Raw genomic sequence first — 15,590 nt, forward strand, 5'->3', positions numbered from 1 at the left:
GGCCGACGGCACACACCACCAGCGCGACGTCGCGCGAGTCTCTGGAGTTGCTGATGAGCACTGTCGCCACCAAGGACGAGACCCCGGTCCGGGGGAGTACCTCGCACGCTCGCGAGCTCAATGGCTGGTGGTTCGTGAAGCTGGCCGTGATGGCGGTGATCAACGCCGGCCTGCTGTACGCCGTCTACTCCTCGTTCATGGTGCGCCAGTGGTGGATCCTCGCGGTCACGGTCGTGCTGCTGGTCGTCGTCAACTGGGTGTACTTCAGCAAGCGCAAGGTGCCGGCGAAGTATCTGCTGCCCGGCGTGATCTTCCTGCTGGTGTACCAGGTGTTCACGATGGGCTACACGGCCTACATCGCCTTCACCAACTACGGATCCGAGAACACCGTCTCTCGCGATCAGGCGATCGAGCAGATCCTGCGCACCGGTGACATCCGGGTGGAGGGCGCGCTCGACATGCCGCTCAAGGTGGTCCGCGACGAGGCCGACCAGCTCGGCTTCGCCGTCGTGGTGGATGGTGAGGTCCAGGTCGGGACCGCCGAGCAACCCCTGGAGCCGGTCGACGGCGCCACGATCGGTGAGGGCGGCGCCCCCGAGGAGATCCCCGGCTGGAGGGTGCTCAACCTCGCCGAGGTCCTCGAGGTGCAGGGCGAGGTCACTGAGCTGCGGGTGCCGTTCTCCGATGACCCGGCCGATGGTTGGGTTCGCACCCAGACGGGCGCGGTCGGCTTCCAGTCCTCGCCGCGCTACTCCTACGACGCAGCTGCCGACGCCTTCACCGACATCACCACCGGCACCGTGTACATCCCCAACGACCGTGGCTTCTTCGAGGCCGAGGACGGCACCAGACTGACCCCGGGCTGGCCGGTGACCATCGGGTTCGAGAACTTCCAGCGCATGCTGACCGACTCCCGGATCAGCAGCGCCCTCCTGCAGGCCGGTGCCTGGACGTTCGCATTCGCATTCCTCTCGGTCGCGACCACGTTCTTCCTGGGCCTGTTCCTGGCCATGACGTTCAACCACCCCGCGGTGCGGGGGCGCACACTGATCCGGTCGCTGCTGATCCTGCCGTACGCGTTCCCAGGCTTCCTCGCCGCGCTGGTCTGGCGAGGCATGCTCAACAACCCCTACGGCTTCATCAACTCGACCATCCTCGGCGGGGCGGACATCCCGTGGCTGACCGAGGAGTGGCTCGCGCGCTTCTCGATCATCGCGGTCAACCTGTGGCTCGGCTTCCCCTACATGTTCCTCATCGCCACCGGGGCGCTGCAGGCCGTGCCCGGCGATGTCTACGAGGCGGCCAAGATCGACGGCGCGAAACCGTTCCGGCAGTTCCGCTCGATCACCCTGCCGCTGCTGATGATCTCGGTGGCGCCGTTGCTGATCGCCTCGTTCTCCTTCAACTTCAACAACTTCAACCTCATCTACTTCGTGACCGAGGGCGGCCCGAACATCCCCGGCCACCCGTTGGCGCTGGGGGAGACCGACATCCTCATCTCGGTGGTCTACAAGGTCGCCGTCGTGGCCGGCACCAAGCAGTACGGGCTCGCCGCCGCGATGTCGATCCTCATCTTCGTCATCGTCGGCCTGGTCTCGTGGCTGGGCTTCAGACAGACCCGCAAGCTCGAGGAGGTGCTCTGAGATGAGTGCTGTGACCGACGTGACCGGGACCCGCAAGGCTGCGCAGCGCAACCGGTGGTGGCGCGACCTGTCCTGGCGCTATCTCGTGGCGGTGGTGGCGATCGCGTACGCCGCGTTCCCGATCGTGTTCGTGCTCTCGGCCTCGCTCTCGCGACGCGGCACGCTGAGCGGCACCACGGGACTGTTCCAGTCCGTGACCACCGTTCAGTACGAGGCGCTGTTCGAGACGCTGTTCTGGCAGTGGATGCTCAACTCGCTCATCATCGGCGGGTTCTCGGCGATCGGCACCGTGATGATGGCGGCATCAGCGGCGTACGCGTTCTCACGCTTCCGGTTCAAGGGCCGCCGCAACGCGCTGACGTTCCTGCTGCTGCTGCAGATGTTCCCGCAGCTGCTGGCGTTCGTGGCGATCCTGCTGCTGCTGCTCGCGCTGGGCGACGCGATCCCGATCCTCGGCCTGAACAGCCGGATGGCGCTGATCGCGGTCTACCTCGGTGGTGCGCTCGGCGCCAACACGTTCCTGATGTACGGCTTCTTCAACTCGGTGCCGCGAGAGCTGGACGAGGCGGCCCGTATCGACGGTGCCTCGCACAGCAGGATCTTCTTCACGATCATCCTGCGGCTGGTCGCCCCGGTGCTCGCTGTCGTGGCGCTGCTGAGCTTCGTCGGATCCTTCAGCGACTTCATCATCGCCAGGGTGGTGCTGACCCAGCAGGACCAGCTGACCGTGGCCGTGGGCCTGTACCAGTTCGTCTCAGGTCAGTTCGACGCCCGCTGGGGCATCTTCGCTGCCGGTGCGGTCCTCGCCTCGATCCCGATCATCGTGCTGTTCCAGTTCCTGCAGCGCTACATCGTGGGCGGGCTCACCGCGGGCGCCGTCAAGGGCTGACCGAGGTCAGCCCAGCCACACCGCCGTGTCCGAGGGCACGAGCACGTCGCCGTCGGAGGTCTCCTCGAGCGGTCCGCTCGCGAGCACGACGGTGAGCGTGCCCACCGCCACGGGCGCCTCGCCGAGGTTGACGACCACCCGTAGGTCGCCGTTGCTGAAGGCGAGCACCGTCTCGCTCGGGTCGCCCAGCCACGCGAGCGGGCCGTTCCCGAGGTCGAGCTCGCGGCGCAGCCGCAGCGCCGTGCGGTAGGTCTCGAGCGTCGAGCCCGGCACACCCTCCTGGACGTCGACGGCGTAGCGAGCCCATTCCTGCGGCTGCGGCAGCCAGGTCGCGCCGGTGGGCGAGAACCCGAACCCGGGCTCGGCGGCCTCCCACGGGAACGGGACGCGGCAGCCGTCGCGGCCCTTCTCGGCCTGGTCGGTGCGGAAGTACGCCGGGTCCTCGCGGAGCTCGTCGGGCAGCTCGGTGTGCTCCGGGAGCCCGATCTCCTCGCCCTGGTACAGGTAGGCGCTGCCCGGTAGCGCCAGCATCAGCAGCGCCGCCGCCCGCGCGCGTCGCAGCCCGAGCTCCGCGTCGGGCTGCGGGTCCTCGGCGCCGATGCCGTTCGGGCCCTTGCCGGTCTCGCCCAGCCCGAGGCGCGACGAGGCGCGCACCACGTCGTGGTTGGACAGCACCCAGGTGCAGGGCGCGCCCACGGCGTCGCTCGCCTGCAGGCCGCCGGTGATCGAGGCGCGGAGGCGCTTGGCGTCCCACGGGGTCGAGAGGAAGTCGAAGTTGAAGGCTTGCTGCATCTCGTCGGGGCGGGTGTACGCCGCGATCTTCTCCGGCCCGTCGGCCCAGGCCTCGGCGACCAGGCAGCGGTCGCCGTCGTACTCCTCGAGCACCGCGTGCCAGCGGCGGTAGATCTCGTGCACGCCGGGCTGGTCCCAGTACGGCGAGGGGCCGGGATCGTGGGCGTCCGGGTCCTCGTCGTTCCCGCTGACCATGCCCGTGCGGTGATCCCAGTCCGGGAACGACTGGTCTTTCACCAACCCGTGCGCCACGTCCACGCGGAAGCCGTCGACGCCCCGATCGAGCCAGAACCGCAGGATCGACTCGAGCTCGAGCCGGACCTCCTCGTTCTCCCAGTTCAGGTCCGGCTGCGTCACGTCGAACAGGTGCAGGTACCACTGGCCGGGCGAGCCGTCTGCCTCGGTGACGCGGCTCCACGCCGGCCCTCCGAACACGCTGCGCCAGTTGGTGGGCGGCTGCTCACCAGCCTCGCCCTTGCCCCCACGGAACACGTAGCGTGCCCGCTCGGGCGACCCGGGCCCGGCGGCCATGGCCTCCTGGAACCAGGCGTGGTCGCTGCTCGTGTGGTTGGGCACCAGGTCGATGAGGACCTTCAGGCCGAGCTCGTGGGCGCGGGCCAGGAGCGCGTCGGCATCGGCGAGCGACCCGAAGCGCGGGTCGACCTGCCGGTAGTCCGCCACGTCGTAGCCGGCGTCGTGCTGGGGGGAGGTGTAGAAGGGCGAGAGCCACAGCGCGTCGACGCCCAGCCGCACGAGGTGGGGGAGGCGTGCGGTGATCCCACGAAGGTCGCCCATGCCGTCGCCGTCGGCATCGGCGAAGCTGCGGGGGTAGACCTGGTAGATAACGGCGCTGCGCCACCACTCGCGCCCGGTGGCGGGAGGGTGGACGAGCGTCGTGGTCGCGTCGAGGTCCAGGCCGGTGGTGGTCATCGTTTCATTCTTCACAGGAGGCGGAACGGATGCAAAGCGGGCCCCAGTAGGCTCGCGTGCGTGTCTGCCAACGTGAGGTCGAGCGTCGAGATGCCGGATTCCGGCTACACCGACGCCGACGTGCAGCGCTGGTACCAGGAGCCCCCGAAGCGGGCCACGCGCACGCCGTTCGAACGCGACCGCGCGCGGTTGGTGCACTCCTCGGCGCTGCGTCGGCTGGGGGCGAAGACGCAGGTGCTCGGCCCGGGCAGCGACGACTTCGTCCGCACCCGGCTCACGCACTCGCTCGAGGTCGCGCAGGTGGGTCGCGAGCTCGGCAAGTCGCTGGGGTGCGACCCCGATGTCGTCGACACGGCGTGCCTGTCGCACGACCTGGGGCACCCGCCGTTCGGTCACAACGGCGAGAACGCGCTCGACCTCGTGGCGATGAACATCGGCGGCTTCGAGGGCAACGCCCAGACGCTCCGCATCCTCACCAAGCTGGAGCCCAAGACCTTCACGCCCGACGGCGTCCCGTGCGGTCTCAATCTCACTCGCGCCTCGCTCGATGCCGCGACCAAGTACCCGTGGTTCACCGGCGAGGGCCCGGTCGACCCGCAGGGGGTCGTGACCGCCAAGTTCGGCGTCTACGGCGACGACGCGCCCGCCTTCCGATGGCTTCGTGACGGCGCTCCCGCGGGGGTGCGGTGTCTCGAGGCGCAGGTGATGGATCTCGCCGACGACGTCTCGTACTCGGTGCACGACGTCGAGGACGCGATCGTGCTCGGCAAGGTCGACCCGGTCGCCCTCGGCAGCGACGAGGCTCACCACAAGGTCGTCACCCAGGTGCGCGACTGGTACGACCCGGACGTCTCCGACGACGCCCTCGGTGACGCTCTCGACCGGCTGCAGCGGCTGCCGTACTGGGTGTCCGGGTATGACGGCGGAAGGTTGTCGCTGGCACGCCTGAAGGACATGACCAGTCAGCTGATCGGCCGGTTCTGCGACGCCGCCAGTGATGCGACCCGCGCCGAGTACGGCGGCGGCCGCCTCGTGCGGTTCGATGCCTCGATCGTCGTGCCCGACGACGTCCTCGCCGAGATCTCGGTGCTCAAGGGCATCGCGGCGGCCTATGTGATGGCGCCCCGCGAGGACGAGCCCGTCTATCACCGGCAGCGCGTGGTCCTGGCCGAGCTCGTCGAGGCGATCTTCGAGCGGGCCGAGGTCGCGCTCGAGTCGCCCTTTCTCGCTGACTGGCGGGATGCGGCCGACGAGGGTGCTCGCTTGCGCGTGGTCATCGATCAGGTCGCTTCGCTCACCGACCTGTCGGCCTACGCCTGGCACGCCCGGCTCTGCGGCACACCCGACTGACGCCTCAGGGAGCACGTTCGGGTCCCCACCCACCCGCCGAACCGGTGGTTCTGCCCGGAACGGGCGCGCATACGGGGCATGACCACCTGCTCACCGTCGACCGCGCGCCAGCTTCTTGACAATACCGTCGGGATTCGCCGACCATACGGGAATGGCCGACGATGATGAGCGAGGCGACGTGGTGCCGCCGACCCCTGACTACGAGCTCGCCGAGACGCTCGAGCTGACCGACCCGGGCCAGTACCGGGCTCTCTTCGAGGACACGCGCAAGGAGATCGTGTCGCTGCTGCTGGAACGAGCGGCGACCACGTCGGAGCTGGCTGAGGTGCTCGGCAAGCCGAAGGGCACGGTCGGGCACCATCTGAAGGTGCTCGCCGACGCCGGGCTCGTGCACGTGGTGCGGACCAAGCGGGTGCGGGCGCTGGAGGCGAAGTACTACGGGCGGACCGCCCGGGTGTTCCTCTACCAGCGCGAGCACGAGGCGGTCGGCGAGGAGGAGCGGGTGCTGGCGCAGGCCGCGGCGGCGATCGCCCAGATGCCCGACGGCATGGTCTCGGCCAACGCCCGGTACGCGCGGATCCCGGAGGAGCGGGCGCAGGAGTGGCGGCACCGCCTCGACCAGCTGCTGCTCGAGTTCGCAGCCGAGCCCCCGGGCGGCGAGACGACGTTCGCCTTCGTGTACGGCCTGTACGCCACCAGCCGACCGCCGTTGCCCCGGGACGAGCAGTGAGCACCACCGCCGTCAAGCGGCCGCTCGGGGCGAACTACCGCAAGCTGTTCACCTCCGCGGTGGCAGCGAACTTCGGCGACGGCTTGATGTCGGTCGCGCTGATCTGGCTCGCCTCGGCGGTGACGCGCGACCCGATCGCGATCGCGGTGGTCGGTGTGGCGAGCAAGCTCCCGTGGCTGGTGTTCAGCCTGCCCGCCGGGGTCATCAGCGACCGGTTCGACCGGCGCAGGCTGGTGGCCTGGATGGACGTGTGCCGGGTCGTGGTGATCGCCGGCCTCGGGCTGCTCGTGCTGCGCTACCAGGACGGGCTGCCCACGCCTGAGGCACTCGCCGCGGGTGCGCCGGAGCCCGCCAGCGCCCCGATCATGGTGACCGCCCTGATCGTGGCTTCGCTACTGCTCGGGTGCGCGGAGGTGCTGCGGGACAACACGGCTCAGACGCTGATGCCCGCCGTCGTGCACAAGGACCAGCTCGAGAAGGCGAACGGGCGGCTGTGGGGTGCCGAGACCACGGTGAACAACTTCGTGGGACCGCCGTTGGGTGGTGTGCTGATCGCGATCGCGCTCGCGCTGCCGTTCCTGATCAACGCCGGGCTGCTGGCGGTCAGTGCCGCGCTGGTCTTCGCGCTCGCGGGCACGTTCACACCGGGCGGCGCGGGCGCCGAGGCGCGCGGGAGGATCGACTGGAAGGGCGAGATCAGCGAGGGCTTCACGTGGCTGTGGAATCACCGCCTGATCCGCACGCTGGCCATCCTGCTGGGCCTGCTCAACATGCTCAGCAACATCGCGTTCATCACGAGTGTGCTGTACGTGCAGGAGGTGCTCGGGCTCTACGAGGGCTGGCAGTTCGGGCTTGTCACCACCGGCTTCGCCGCCGGTGCCGTGATCGGGTCCCTGACGGCGGAGCGCGTCACGGCGAAGCTGTCACCTGGGACGTCACTCGTGGTCTCGATCGTGGGTATGGGCGGGGCGACGCTGCTGATGGGGCTGCTGCCCTGGGCGGTGGCGTTCTGGCTGTGCGGCGTCGCCGCAGGCGTGTTCGTGGTGCTGTGGAACGTGATCACGGTGTCGCTGCGGCAGCGACTGATCCCCGACCGGCTGCTCGGTCGTGTGAACTCCGTTTACCGGTTCTTCGGCTGGGGCACGATCTCGCTCGGTGCGCTGCTGGGCGGTGCGCTGGTGACGTGGGGCGAGGTGCTGCTGGCGCGCGAGTGGGCGCTGCGGTCGGTGTACCTGATCTCCGGCATCCTGACGCTCGCCCTGGTCGGGTACGCGGCGCGCCGGGTCGGGACCGCGCAGATCCGCGCGGCGGAGGCGGCGGCGGAGGCAGAGCAGGAGGCCGCAGCACCTCAGCACGAGGGGCCGGCTGTGGACGAAGCGAGCACCGCCGTCGACGGCGCATAGACTCCGCACCATGGCAGGTCGGATACGCAGCGAGGACATCGCGGCGGTCCGGGAGCGCGCACGCATCGAGGAGATCGTCGGCGCCCATGTGACGCTGAAGCAGGCGGGCGTCGGGTCGATGAAGGGGCTGTGCCCGTTCCACGACGAGCGAACCCCGAGCTTCCACGTGCGCCCGCAGCTCGGGCTGTGGCACTGCTTCGGGTGCGGCGAGGGCGGCGACGTCATCTCGTTCGTGCAGAAGATCGACAGCCTGTCCTTCACCGAGGCGGTCGAGCACCTGGCGGGGCGCACGGGTGTGCAGCTTCGCTACGAGGAGGGCGGTGGGGGCGCCCGGCCCGGGGTGGAGCCGGGCAAGCGGCAGCGACTCATCGAGGCGCACCGGGTCGCGGCGGAGTACTACGTCGAGCAGCTGGAGTCGGCGGAGGCGGCCACGGCCCGGACGTTCCTGTCCGAGCGGGGCTTCGATCGGGCGGCCACGGAGCCGTTCGGGGTCGGGTACGCGCCGAAAGGCTGGGAGTCGTTGAGCCGGCACCTGCGGGGTCGCGGGTTCACGGAGGCGGAGCTGACCGCCTCGGGGCTGGCCTCGCAGGGAAACCGGGGCGTCTACGACCGCTTCCGCGGGCGGCTGGTCTGGCCGATCCGGGACACCACGGGTGACGTCGTGGGGTTCGGCGCGCGGCGGCTGTACGAGGAGGACCAGGGTCCGAAGTACCTCAACACGCCTGAGACGCCGCTCTACAAGAAGGCGCAGGTGCTCTACGGCATCGACCTCGCCAAGCGGGAGATCGCCAAGCGCAAGCAGGTGGTCGTCGTCGAGGGTTACACCGACGTGATGGCGATGCACCTGGCGGGTGTGCCCACGGCGATCGCGACCTGCGGTACGGCGTTCGGGTCCGACCACGTGCGGATCGTGCGGCGGCTGCTGGGTGACGGTGTGGGCGGCGCGGCGGGCGTGATGCTCTCCTCGGGCGCCGCGGTGGGCGGCGAGGTGGTCTTCACGTTCGACGGTGACGAGGCCGGCCAGAAGGCCGCCCTGCGGGCGTTCAGCGAGGACCAGCGCTTCGCTTCGCAGACCTTCGTGGCGGTCGAGCCGAACGGTCTCGATCCGTGCGACCTGCGGCAGCGCAACGGCGACGCCGCCGTGCGCGAGCTCGTGAGCACCCGGGAGCCCCTGTTCGAGTTCGCGATCCAGTCGGTGCTGCGGCAGGTGGACCTGTCGACGGCGGAGGGTCGCGTGACCGGGCTGCGGGTGGGTGCCCCCGTGGTCGCGAGGATCCGCGATCACGCGTTGCGTGGTGAGTACGCGCGCGAGCTTGCGGGCTGGCTGGGCATGGACGAGGTCTCGGTGCGGCAGGCCGTGCAACGGGCCGGGCGCAGCGACGGTCGTGACGAGCGGTCGCCGGAACGCCGCGGCGCGCCCGACGCCGGGCGCGAGCAGGCGCCGGTGCGGCAGCAGCCTCAGTCCGACGACCCGGTGGTGCGGCTGGAGCGGCAGGTGCTGGTCGCCGTCCTGCAGTTCCCGCAGCACGGGCTGGCGGCCGGTTTCGATGATCTCGGTGCCGACACCTTCGCGGTGCCGGCGCACCGTGCGGTCCATGACGCGATTCGCGCGGTCGGGGGAGTGGGTGCTTACGGCACGCTGGTGGAGGAGCTGACCGCCAGGGGTGCCGGGACCGGCGCGGCGGGTCAGGCCGCGGCGCAGTGGGCCGAGGGCGTGCGAGAGGCTGCCGGGCCCGTGGCGGGCATGGTGACCGAGCTTGCGGTGGCGCCGTTGCCCGAGGATCGTCCCGAGGCGATCGGCCCGTGGGCGCGGGGGGTGCTCGTCGCGCTGATCAGACTCGGCCTCAACCGCCAGATCGGCGAGGTGAAGGCGCGGCTGCAGCGCACAGAGCCCGACGATCCTGCCTACCAGCCGACCTTCGCCGAGCTGCTCGAGCTCGAGCAGCGACGGCGGTCGTTGCAGGCGGAGTAGTGGCGACGTACCACCGCGTCGCCTGGTTCCCGGAGCGCGGCCACGGGGTGTACGTCCGCGAGGTCATGGTCTCGTTCGATACTGACGAGGGTCTGGCCATCGGCGTCGCCGAGGGGGTCGGCTACCACAACCATGGCGGGCGGTTCTCCGCCCAGAAGGTCCTCGAGCAGTTCGGCGCATGGCTCGAGGAACCCGCGATGGTCTGGCTTCGGCCGTGGCTGCAGATGCTCGCGCGGGGTGAGGTCGAGAGAGCACGGGAGCTGCTCGAGATCTATCGAGAACGCCACGGCGGCGACGCCGAGACCGTGGAGTGGTAGCGGTCACGGCTCGGGCTGAGCGTCGGTGCCCGGTTGCCTGCGTGGCCAGCGTGGGTCCGGTCGGCGACGATTCGGCATGATCTTGCGCCCGACGGGCGTTGTCGGAGGTCGGCTCTACACTCATACACATGTTCGAGGACGGTGCGGTCGACGCGACTGACGTGGGTCTGGCAGCCGACGTTGCCTCGGCTGCGCACGCCCTGCTCGATCGCGTGCGTGACGACGCCGCCGCCCTCGGTGCAGCAGCCGTCGATGGGTTGCCTGGCATCAGTGTTCATGCCGGTTCCGCGGCCACGCCCGACGCGGGTACCTGGTTGGTGGATCTGCTGTCAGCGCTGAGCGGTTTGTCGTCGGCGGTGGAGGCGGTCTCCGCACGGGCAGCAGTCGAGCTGGATCGGGTGCGGCGGGCGCAGGAGGCCGAGCAGGGCGTCCCACCGGCGCGGCGCGGCCGTGGCGTCGGTGCGGAGGTCGGCTTGGCACGTCGCGAGTCCGGCACCCGGGGTCGGTCGTTCCTGGGCTTCGGGAAGGTGTTGTGCACCGAGATGCCGCACACGATGCGCCGACTGGCAGCCGGTGACCTGTCGCCGTGGCGGGCCGTGCTGCTCGCCAAGGAGTCGGCGACCCTGACTCTCGAAGACCGGGTCCGCTTGGACGAGGAGCTGTGCGCGGACCCGCAGGTCCTCGCCGGGATGGGAGACCGCGCGGTCGCTGCGGCCGCGAGAGCCTGGGCCTGCCGCGAGGATCCGGCAAGCATCGTCGAGCGCCGCTCCCGCGCCGAGAGCGAGCGCAGGGTCTCCCTGCGGCCCGCGCCCGACACCATGGCGTACCTGACGGCCCTGGTGCCGGTCGCCGAAGGGGTGGCGGCGTTCGCCGCGTTGAGCAAGCACGCCGACTCCGCACGCAGCGAGGGAGATCCCCGTTCCCGCGGGCAGGTCATGGCCGATGCGCTGGTCGCCAGGGTCACCGGGCAGGCCGAGGGCGCCTCACCCGGCGTGCTCGTGAACCTGGTCATGACCGACAGCGCGCTCTTCACCAGTCACGACGCCGAGCCCGCCACCCTGCCGGGCTACGGACCCGTCCCCGCCGCTGCGGCACGCGAGATGGTCGACCGAGCCAGCAACGACGCCGCGGCCTGGGTCCGGCGGTTGTACATGGCACCCCGCTCCGGCGAGCTGGTGAGCATGGACTCGAAGCGGCGCAAGGCGCCGCGCGGGCTGGCCGAGTTCGTCCGGTTGCGCGACGGCGACACCTGTCGGGTGCCGTGGTGCGATGCACCGGCCCGGCACATCGACCATGTCGTCGGCGTCGCTGAGGGCGGCCTCACGACGGATTGTAACTCGCAGGCGGGGTGCGAGCTGCACAACTATGCGAAACAGGCACCCGGATGGAGATCCGAACCGGTGGGCCAGGCTCGGGACCCCGCCCAGGAGCGCGACCCGGCGGAGGATGAACGGCACGTCGTCGCGACCCGAACGCCTACCGGTCACGTCTATCTCAGCGGCTCACCGAGGTTGCCCGGGTCCACCACGCGCCAGCACGACGACCGCGAGCACGACGACCGCGAGCAGGTTCCGCCCATCCTGCCCAGCACGGCGTCCGTGCGGAGTGGTCCACACGTCGACTACTCCGAAGGGGAGGAGACCTTCCTCAAGTGGGTGCGCGCCGTAGCGTGAGCAAGCGCGCAGTATGAAAGGTCGCGCAGCATGAGGGTATGGCGAAGGCCCCGATGCGTCGTGGTCGGAGCCTTGCTGCTGATGCTCCCCCGGTTGGACTCGAACCAACAACCTGCCGATTAACAGTCGGCTGCTCTGCCAATTGAGCTACAGGGGATCGCGGCCTGACGATCATACCGGGCCAGAGCCGGTGCTTCTGCACCTGAATATGCGGCCCACATCACACCTGGGTTCACATCCCGGCGGCGTCCCTCACCCGGGCTTCGAGGGCGTCGATCTGGGCCTCGAGCTCCGGCCCCGGGCGCACCCGCCCGACAGCGAGCACCTGGGTGATCAGCTTGTCCTCCGGGCTGCGGCGCACCACGGCGCGCAGTGTGCCGCCGCCGCGGGCCGGCTCGCTCTCGGAGTAGACGACGCTGGCGTCGACACGCTCCCGGAAGGTGAGCGGAAGGTCGCGCGGGCCTTCCTCGACCGTCACGAGGACCTCTGGCGCCGGCACGCCGACCCAGTGGATGGCGAGCGTGTGGGCGTCGCCGTCCCACTCACCGCGCTCGACCTCGTGCCAGGGTCGCCGCCATGTCAGCACCTCCTCCGTGACCAGTGCGACCTCGGAACGCGTCAGCACGAGCCAGCGATCGCCGTCGAGCTCAGCCCACGCGAGGGGGCGTTCCGTCACCGCGCTCGTCACGAACGAAGGCGCCCGCTGCACACGCTTGAACATGCGCTCAGTCCACCACACCGTCGCGATGCTCCGCCCGCACCAGGTCCACGAGCGCATGGGCGGCCGGGTTGGGACTGTCGGCAGCCCACAGGAGATGAAGCTCCACGGGCGCCGCCGGCAAGCCACTGATCTCGCGGTAGACGACGCCCTCCAGGTGGAGCCGCTGCGAGGACCGCGGAACCATCGCCACCCCACGCCCCGCCGCAACGAGCGAGAGCATCGTGAGGACCTGCGTGACCTCGTGCACCGCCGTGGCGCCGGGCGGCGGCAGCAGCCGCACCACGAGGTCGTGGAAATACCTGGCGTCGGCGGGGGAGTAGACGATCATCGGTTCGCCCACCAGCTCAGCGAGGGCAGCAGGCGCTCTCCCGGTCGCCCAGCGGTGCGTGGCCGGCACCGCCAGCAGCAGGTCCTCGTGCTGGATGGGGTGGGAGCGGAGGGTCGCCTCGTCGAACGGGGGCCGAGCCAGCCCGACGTCGATGCTCCCCTCGAGCAGGTGTGCCGCCTGATCGGTGCTCACCATCTCGACGAGCTCGAGATGGACACCGGGCAGCGATCGGGACGCGACGTCGAGGATCGCGGGCAGCACCCCGAGCGCCGAGCCGGCCGTGAACGCGAGCCGAACCGTCCCGCTGGCGCCTGCCTCCACCAGGCGAGCGCGCTGGAGCGCGGAGTCCGCGGTTGTGAGCATGCGCCTGGCATCAGCGAGGAACGTTTCGCCCGCCGCGGTCAGGGTGACCGATCGCTGGTCCCGGTGCAGCAGTCGCGCGCCCACGATGCGCTCGAGCTTCTGGATCAGCCGACTCAGCGGCGGCTGGGTCATCTGCAGCCGGGCAGCCGCCCGCCCGAAATGCAGCTCCTCGGCGACGGCCACGAAACCGCGCACCTGATCCAGGGTGAACATGATGCTCAGACGGTATCAATGCATCCTGAACGGGTCTTGGACGGCAATGACGCGCCCGCTCTAGGCTGCCGATGTCATCCCCGCCCGAGAGGACTGCTCATGGTGCGCTCGCCGCACGAGGTCGCCGACACGCTCGGCTCGGGGCTGCTGTCGTTCCCGGTCACCCACTTCACCAGCGCCGGAGACGTCGACGAGGCCCCGTACCGCGAGCACGTCGCCTGGCTCGGGTCGGAGGGCGCGATGGGGCTGTTCGCGGCGGGTGGCACCGGGGAGTTCTTCTCGCTGACCCTCGGCGAGGTCGAGCAGGTGGTGCGTGCCGCGCGCGAGGCAGCGCCGGCCGACCTGCCGGTGATCGCACCCTCCGGGTACGGCACCGCGATCGCCGTCGAGCTCGCGCAATCAGCTCAGACCGCCGGGGCCGACGGCATCCTGCTCCTCCCGCCCTACCTCACCGAGGCCGGGCAGGCGGGTCTCGAGGCCCACGCCCGCGCTGTCTGCCAGGCCACGGACCTCGGCGTGATCGTCTACAACCGAGCGAACGCGCGCTACGACGCCGACACCGTGGAGCGGCTCGCAGCCGACTGCCCGAACCTCGTCGGCTTCAAGGACGGCGTCGGCGACATCGAGCAGATGACCAGCATCTACTCGCGACTGGGGGAGCGGCTGCTCTATGTCGGGGGGCTCCCGACGGCGGAGATGTACGCACTGCCGTATCTCTCGTTGGGTCTGACGACCTACTCCTCTGCGCTGTACAACGTGATCCCGCGCTGGGCGATGGACTTCTATCGCGCGGTCCGGGAAGGCGATACGCAGCACGTGTTCACCCAGCTCGACGAGTTCGTGATCCCGTACTGCGACCTGCGCAATCGTGGCGCGGGGTACGCCGTCAGCATCATCAAGGCCGGGATGCGCGTGATCGGCCGCGACGCCGGGCCCGTCCGATCACCTCTGACCGAGCTCAACGACGCCGAGGTCAGCGAGCTCGGAGCTCTGCTGGAGACGGTCCGATGACACAGCAGCACCCACGCTCAAGGAGGACAAGAACACGATGACCCAGCCCGCTACCGCCCCCTCCCGCGCGAGTGCGCTCGCTGGCCCGGAGGCGCCACTCCTGGCCGACCAGCCGGGTGCTGCGACACTCGACCGCATCGCCCACGTGCAGCTCCGTTCGATCCTGCTTCCGCTCGCCACCGCGATCAGCGACGCGAAGGTGCTGACCGGCCGGCAGCGACCGATGAGGGAGGTCGCGTTCCTGTTCGTCGAGATCACCACCGAGGGCGGCCGGAGCGGCATCGGCTTCACGTATTCGAACCGCGCCGGTGGCCCGGGGCAGTTCGCCCACGCCAACGAGATCGCCGACGTCCTGATCGGCGCTGATCCCAGCGACATCGACAAGATCTGGACCAAGCTCTGCTGGGCCGGCGCCTCGGTGGGGCGCAGCGGCCTGGCCACACAGGCGATCGCCGCGATCGACACCGCGTTGTGGGACCTGAAGGCCAAGCGGGCCGGCCTTCCGCTCGCCAAGCTGATCGGCAGTCACCGAGACTCCGTCCGTACCTACAACACCTCAGGCGGATTTCTCCACACTCCGATCGACGAGGTCAAGGACCTCGCGGCGGCCGCGCTTGAGCGTGGCATCGGTGGCATCAAGCTGAAGGTCGGCCAACCGGACTGGCGCACCGACATCGCCCGCGTCAGCGCCGTCCGCGAACACCTCGATCCCGATGTGCCGATCATGATCGACGCCAACCAGCAGTGGGACCGTCACACGGCGATCCGGATGGGCCGCATCTTCGAGGAGATGAACCTGGTCTGGATCGAGGAACCGCTCGACGCCTACGACGTGCAGGGCCATGCGGCCCTCGCGCGCTCTCTCGACACCCCCATCGCGACCGGCGAGATGCTCGCCAGCGTCGCCGAGCACGTCAGCATGATCGACGGTGGCGGGGTCGACATCGTCCAGCCCGATGCGCCACGCGTCGGCGGCGTCACCCAGTACCTCAAGCTCGCCGCCTACGCCGAGGCCAAGCATCTCGACGTCGCGCCGCACTTCATCATGGAGATTCACTGCCACCTGGCGGCCGCCTACCCCCAGGAGTCGTGGGTCGAGCACTTCGACTGGCTCGACCCCCTGTTCAACGAGCACCTCGAGATCCGCGACGGACGGATGTGGCTCTCCGACCGGCCCGGCCTGGGGATCACGCTGAGCGAGCAGGCACACGCCTGGACTGTCGCCACCGCCGAGGCCGGGGCGCGACCCTGAGGG

13 protein-coding genes and 1 tRNA gene are annotated in these 15,590 nt (G+C 70.0%); 10 read left to right on the plus strand and 4 right to left on the minus strand.

Annotation, left to right across the window (positions count from 1 at the left end; translation table 11 throughout):
- The first annotated feature begins 53 nt into the window (after window positions 1-53).
- Window positions 54-1,643 carry an ABC transporter permease subunit gene (locus tag GPA03_RS02335; protein ID WP_156250384.1) on the plus strand — a complete coding sequence of 530 codons (1,590 nt, stop codon included), beginning with the start codon at window positions 54-56 and terminating at the stop codon, window positions 1,641-1,643.
- Window position 1,644: 1 nt separating this feature from the next.
- Window positions 1,645-2,532, plus strand: a complete 888-nt coding sequence (locus GPA03_RS02340) for a sugar ABC transporter permease (RefSeq protein ID WP_156250385.1) — start codon at window positions 1,645-1,647, stop codon at window positions 2,530-2,532.
- A gap of 6 nt (window positions 2,533-2,538) precedes the next feature.
- Here the strand turns inward: GPA03_RS02340 and GPA03_RS02345 are convergent, their stop codons facing one another.
- Window positions 2,539-4,254, minus strand: a complete 1,716-nt coding sequence (locus tag GPA03_RS02345; protein ID WP_156250386.1) for a glycoside hydrolase family 13 protein — start codon at window positions 4,252-4,254, stop codon at window positions 2,539-2,541.
- A 90-nt stretch (window positions 4,255-4,344) separates the two neighbouring features.
- Between GPA03_RS02345 and GPA03_RS02350 the strand changes: the two genes are divergently transcribed.
- From GPA03_RS02350 to GPA03_RS02375, 6 genes are all read left to right on the plus strand, one after another.
- On the plus strand, window positions 4,345-5,604 hold the full coding sequence (locus tag GPA03_RS02350) for a deoxyguanosinetriphosphate triphosphohydrolase (protein ID WP_156251304.1): 1,260 nt from the start codon (window positions 4,345-4,347) through the stop codon (window positions 5,602-5,604).
- A gap of 151 nt (window positions 5,605-5,755) precedes the next feature.
- Window positions 5,756-6,334, plus strand: coding sequence for an ArsR/SmtB family transcription factor (locus tag GPA03_RS02355; protein ID WP_206673434.1), 579 nt, complete (start codon window positions 5,756-5,758; stop codon window positions 6,332-6,334).
- Window positions 6,331-7,737 carry an MFS transporter gene (locus GPA03_RS02360; protein ID WP_156250387.1) on the plus strand — a complete coding sequence of 469 codons (1,407 nt, stop codon included), beginning with the start codon at window positions 6,331-6,333 and terminating at the stop codon, window positions 7,735-7,737. Before GPA03_RS02355 ends, GPA03_RS02360 begins: the two co-directional genes overlap by 4 nt.
- Window positions 7,738-7,747: 10 nt before the next feature.
- Complete coding sequence (gene dnaG, locus GPA03_RS02365) at window positions 7,748-9,709, plus strand: DNA primase (protein WP_156250388.1); 1,962 nt, start codon at window positions 7,748-7,750, stop codon at window positions 9,707-9,709.
- On the plus strand, window positions 9,709-10,026 hold the full coding sequence (locus tag GPA03_RS02370) for a hypothetical protein (RefSeq protein WP_156250389.1): 318 nt from the start codon (window positions 9,709-9,711) through the stop codon (window positions 10,024-10,026). The genes dnaG and GPA03_RS02370 overlap by 1 nt, the downstream gene beginning before the upstream one ends.
- Before the next feature lie 128 nt (window positions 10,027-10,154).
- Window positions 10,155-11,699, plus strand: coding sequence for an HNH endonuclease (locus GPA03_RS02375; RefSeq protein WP_194239489.1), 1,545 nt, complete (start codon window positions 10,155-10,157; stop codon window positions 11,697-11,699).
- A gap of 84 nt (window positions 11,700-11,783) precedes the next feature.
- Here GPA03_RS02375 and GPA03_RS02380 read toward each other — a convergent pair.
- The 3 genes from GPA03_RS02380 to GPA03_RS02390 all read right to left on the minus strand — a co-directional run bounded on the left by GPA03_RS02380 (window position 11,784) and on the right by GPA03_RS02390 (window position 13,324).
- A tRNA-Asn gene (locus GPA03_RS02380) sits at window positions 11,784-11,856 on the minus strand.
- Window positions 11,857-11,931: 75 nt separating this feature from the next.
- Window positions 11,932-12,375, minus strand: a complete 444-nt coding sequence (locus tag GPA03_RS02385) for a hypothetical protein (protein ID WP_156250390.1) — start codon at window positions 12,373-12,375, stop codon at window positions 11,932-11,934.
- Window positions 12,376-12,424: 49 nt separating this feature from the next.
- Complete coding sequence (locus GPA03_RS02390) at window positions 12,425-13,324, minus strand: LysR family transcriptional regulator (protein ID WP_156250391.1); 900 nt, start codon at window positions 13,322-13,324, stop codon at window positions 12,425-12,427.
- 99 nt (window positions 13,325-13,423) lie between these two features.
- Here GPA03_RS02390 and kdgD point away from each other — a divergent pair, with 99 nt between their 5' ends.
- Together kdgD and GPA03_RS02400 are read left to right on the plus strand one after the other, a co-directional pair.
- A complete protein-coding gene (gene kdgD, locus GPA03_RS02395; protein ID WP_156250392.1) occupies window positions 13,424-14,335 on the plus strand; it encodes a 5-dehydro-4-deoxyglucarate dehydratase in 912 nt (303 codons plus the stop codon).
- A gap of 37 nt (window positions 14,336-14,372) precedes the next feature.
- On the plus strand, window positions 14,373-15,587 hold the full coding sequence (locus GPA03_RS02400; RefSeq protein WP_156250393.1) for an L-talarate/galactarate dehydratase: 1,215 nt from the start codon (window positions 14,373-14,375) through the stop codon (window positions 15,585-15,587).
- Window positions 15,588-15,590: the final 3 nt, after the last annotated feature.

It is taken from the genome of Pseudactinotalea terrae, from assembly GCF_009733845.1.
GTDB lineage: Bacteria > Actinomycetota > Actinomycetes > Actinomycetales > Beutenbergiaceae > Pseudactinotalea > Pseudactinotalea terrae.

Coding starts and splice junctions, on each gene's coding strand:
- GPA03_RS02335 (WP_156250384.1), top strand. CDS start 54: ATGAGCACTGTCGCCACCAAGGACGAGACCCCGGTCCGGGGGAGTACC.
- GPA03_RS02340 (WP_156250385.1), top strand. CDS start 1,645: ATGAGTGCTGTGACCGACGTGACCGGGACCCGCAAGGCTGCGCAGCGC.
- GPA03_RS02345 (WP_156250386.1), bottom strand. CDS start 4,254: ATGACCACCACCGGCCTGGACCTCGACGCGACCACGACGCTCGTCCAC.
- GPA03_RS02350 (WP_156251304.1), top strand. CDS start 4,345: ATGCCGGATTCCGGCTACACCGACGCCGACGTGCAGCGCTGGTACCAG.
- GPA03_RS02355 (WP_206673434.1), top strand. CDS start 5,756: ATGGCCGACGATGATGAGCGAGGCGACGTGGTGCCGCCGACCCCTGAC.
- dnaG (WP_156250388.1), top strand. CDS start 7,748: ATGGCAGGTCGGATACGCAGCGAGGACATCGCGGCGGTCCGGGAGCGC.
- GPA03_RS02375 (WP_194239489.1), top strand. CDS start 10,155: ATGTTCGAGGACGGTGCGGTCGACGCGACTGACGTGGGTCTGGCAGCC.
- GPA03_RS02390 (WP_156250391.1), bottom strand. CDS start 13,324: ATGTTCACCCTGGATCAGGTGCGCGGTTTCGTGGCCGTCGCCGAGGAG.
- kdgD (WP_156250392.1), top strand. CDS start 13,424: ATGGTGCGCTCGCCGCACGAGGTCGCCGACACGCTCGGCTCGGGGCTG.
- GPA03_RS02400 (WP_156250393.1), top strand. CDS start 14,373: ATGACCCAGCCCGCTACCGCCCCCTCCCGCGCGAGTGCGCTCGCTGGC.